Genomic DNA, 3,557 nt, shown 5'->3' on the forward strand with positions numbered 1-3,557 from the left:
GTCGCGGGTTCGAATCCCGTCTTCCGCTCCAGAAAATTTAAATATTTGGCGGCATAGCCAAGTGGTAAGGCCAAGGTCTGCAAAACCTTTATCCACCGGTTCGAATCCGGTTGCCGCCTCCATTATTATGCCGGTGTGGCGCAATTGGCAGACGCGCACGTCTCAAAATCGTGTTCCGTGAGGAGTGTCGGTTCGACCCCGACCACCGGTATCAGATGACAGAATGCCAAAGCTGTCAAAAAAGTTCCCAGCACTAGTTGTTGGGAACTTTTTTATTTTCCATGCATGTGAATAGAGCAAAGCGACGATTCGTCATTTACTTTAATACATAATGGAACTATAGAACATAAATTAAAAAGTCTAATGATTAGAGAATGTTAGGGCAGAAGATGGGATATAGAGAAGAATATCTGTAGTGATCGAGCCTACAGCTCAGTGCCGGTTAGATTTTATGCTCATCTGCTTCTTCAAAAGTGCAAGTATTAAATTCTCGCACAAGTCTATCAATTACTATTATTTTGTTTGCTATAATGGAATACGCTAATTAACAAGATATTCCTTGCCAGATGATATTGACAGCGGTCAAAAATATCGGTATATTGACATAAGGATAAGTGATTATTCTTTGAACAACAAGTTCAACTTAATAATATGCCGGTGTGGCGGAATTGGCAGACGCGCACGACTCAAAATCGTGTTCCTTACGGAGTGTCGGTTCGACCCCGACCACCGGTATCGAATGACAGCAGGCCAAAGCTGTCGAATCAAGGTTCTCAGCTTTTTATGCTGGGAGCCTTTTTTTGGTTATCTTAATATGATTGGAATAGGCAAAATCGTGTCCTTCATATGGATATATCCAGGAGGAAATAACGTGAGAAAAAGAGGACATTCTAACTAATAATGAGCTGAGAATGATTAATGCAAAATTTACAGACTAAGAAGCGTTAGAAAAGTTTGAGAGGGGGGGAAGTAGTTGCGAGATTTTGTGAAACAAGAGAAAGGATTAACTACTTAGCTATTAATCTGCATTATTTTACCACTATAAAATACTATTGTATTAGTCAGATGAATCTGTTATTATAACATTAATTTAATTGAGAACCTTTAAAGACAGTCCAGAGAGGCTGACAAGGTGGGCGGATATATAGCTTGGAAACTGTATTTGTATACATATAATTGTGTAAAAATGCGGTATTTTCCGGCATTTACCACTTGTCGCGTTGAGGCAAGTGGTTTTTTTATTGCTCACCAAGACTAATACTTGGGAGGAAACAAACATGCAATTAAAAGACAAAGATTTTTCGTTTCAATCTGTACCTAAAGCGAATCGCAACAGCTTCCTCAAAATGCTTGTTGTTATGCTTGGATTCACATTCTATTCAGCAAGTATGTGGGCCGGTGGATCATTAGGGGAAGGATTAACATTTAGTCAACTAATGGGTGTTATTCTACTAGGAAACCTTCTGTTAGGAGCATTCACGGGAGCATTAAGCTATATTGCAGCACAAACGGGCTTATCTACTCACTTACTGGCACAATATAGTTTTGGTAAAAAAGCAGCTTATATCTCTTCATTCATGTTATCAGCAACACAAGTCGGGTGGTTCGGGGTAGGGCTAGGAATGTTCGCTTATCCGGTTTCTAAATTAACTGGTCTTCCACTTGTCCCTATTGTCATCATTACAGGCATTCTAATGACAGCCACTGCTTATTTTGGTATGAAAGCCTTAACGATATTAAGTTTTATTGCTGTACCAGCTATTGCGATATTTGGATCAACGAGTGCCGGAATGGCCATTACGGATATGGGTGGAATTGATGCACTTATGGCCTATAAACCGGATACATCCTTAACATTAGCAGCAGCCTTAACGATTACAATCGGTTCATTTATTAGTGGTGGTACGTTAACACCCGATTTTGCACGCTATGCCAAAACAGGAAAGCATGCTGTTACAACTACCGTCATTGCCTTTTTCTTAGGAAATACATTAATGTTCTTATTCGGTGCGATTGGTGTAATTGCAACAGGTCACAATGATATTTCAGACGTCATGATTTCACAAGGGCTACTCTTACCGGCCGTATTAGTGCTCGGATTAAACATATGGACAACTAACGATAACGCACTTTACGCCTCTGGACTTGGTTTTGCCACAATGTTTAAGAAGCCAAAGGTATTTATGGTTATGATGAACGGTACAATTGGAACGGTATTTGCCATCGTTCTTTATAACAACTTCACAAGCTGGCTGACATTCTTAGGCTCCACTCTGCCAGCTATTGGATCAATTATTATAGTGGATTTCTTCTTTATCCAGAAAAGACAATATATTCAGTATGAGAAGGCAAACATTGCAAGAGTACATATACCAGCCATCATTGCATGGGCTGTGGGTGTCATCTCGGGATTAACTTTGCCGGGGATTGCACCACTAAACACATTATTTATCACAGGAATTGTTTATATAGTCACTGTTAGGTTGTTGAAAACAACCGTTGTTACAGAAGTGGATGAGGAGGAAGAAGTCATTTATGCAAAAGTGGTCTAATGCTTCGATCTTCGGAAGAGAGGGTCTTTGGGATTTACTGATAGAAAATGGTTCCTTTAAAAAAATTGTTAAATCTGGTACAAGCGGATTTGATAACTGTGAAACAATCGATTTAAGCGGAAAGCTAGTGTGTGCGCCATTTATAGAACCGCATATTCATCTAGATACTACCTTAACGGCAGGACAGCCACGCTGGAATGAAAGCGGAACTCTATTTGAAGGTATCCAATGCTGGTCTGAAAGAAAAGATTCTTTAACAAAAGAAGATGTGAAAGAGCGTGCTAAAAAAGCCCTTAGCTGGCAAATAGCTAACGGAATAGGTGCTGTACGCACACATGTTGACACAACGGATCCTTCTTTAACAGCTTTAGAGGCTTTGCTTGAAGTAAAAGCAGAAATGAAGGAATTCCTTGATTTGCAAATTGTTGCTTTCCCGCAGGAAGGTCTTGTTTCATATCCGAATGGTTTGGAACTGGTAGAGGAAGCATTAAAAATGGGGGCAGACGTTGTCGGAGGCATACCTCACTTTGAATTTACGCGTGAAGATGGCGTTCAATCGATTCGCGAGATTTTTAAATTAGCCATGAAGTATGACAAGCCGATTGACATTCATTGTGATGAAATTGATGATGAGCAATCTCGCCATGTGGAAGTTGTAGCACGAGAAACGATTATGAACGATTATCAAGGTCGGGTTACAGCAAGTCATACGACAGCAATGGGCTCTTACAATGATGCTTACACATATAAATTGATGCGTGTCCTTAGACTTGCTGAATTGAACTTTGTGGCGAATCCACTAGTGAATATTCATCTGCAAGGGCGTTTTGACACGTATCCAAAACGCCGTGGCTTAACACGTGTAAAAGAGCTTGATCAAAACGGATTAAATGTTTGCTTCGGTCATGACGATATTATGGATCCTTGGTATCCGATTGGAAATGGGAATATGCTGCAAGTACTGCATATGGGCTTACATGCTTCACAGTTAATGGGCTATAGTGA

Annotated in this window: 2 protein-coding genes and 3 tRNA genes; all 5 read left to right on the forward strand. The window is 40.2% G+C overall.

The genetic code is table 11. The features are described from left to right. Positions 1-47: 47 nt before the first annotated feature. Positions 48-122, forward strand: a tRNA-Cys gene (locus tag AC52RT_RS03565). 7 nt (positions 123-129) lie between these two features. Next, positions 130-211 (forward strand) — tRNA-Leu (locus AC52RT_RS03570). 442 nt (positions 212-653) lie between these two features. Continuing rightward, positions 654-735: transfer RNA gene (locus tag AC52RT_RS03575), tRNA-Leu, on the forward strand. Between the two features lie 542 nt (positions 736-1,277). Then, positions 1,278-2,552, forward strand: a complete 1,275-nt coding sequence (gene codB, locus AC52RT_RS03580) for a cytosine permease (RefSeq protein ID WP_495539484.1) — start codon at positions 1,278-1,280, stop codon at positions 2,550-2,552. Continuing rightward, positions 2,536-3,557, forward strand: a 1,022-nt coding sequence (gene codA, locus AC52RT_RS03585; RefSeq protein WP_495539485.1) for a cytosine deaminase, incomplete at its 3' end; no start/stop codon positions are given. The genes codB and codA, both read left to right, overlap by 17 nt.

The organism is Peribacillus sp., from assembly GCF_059453735.1.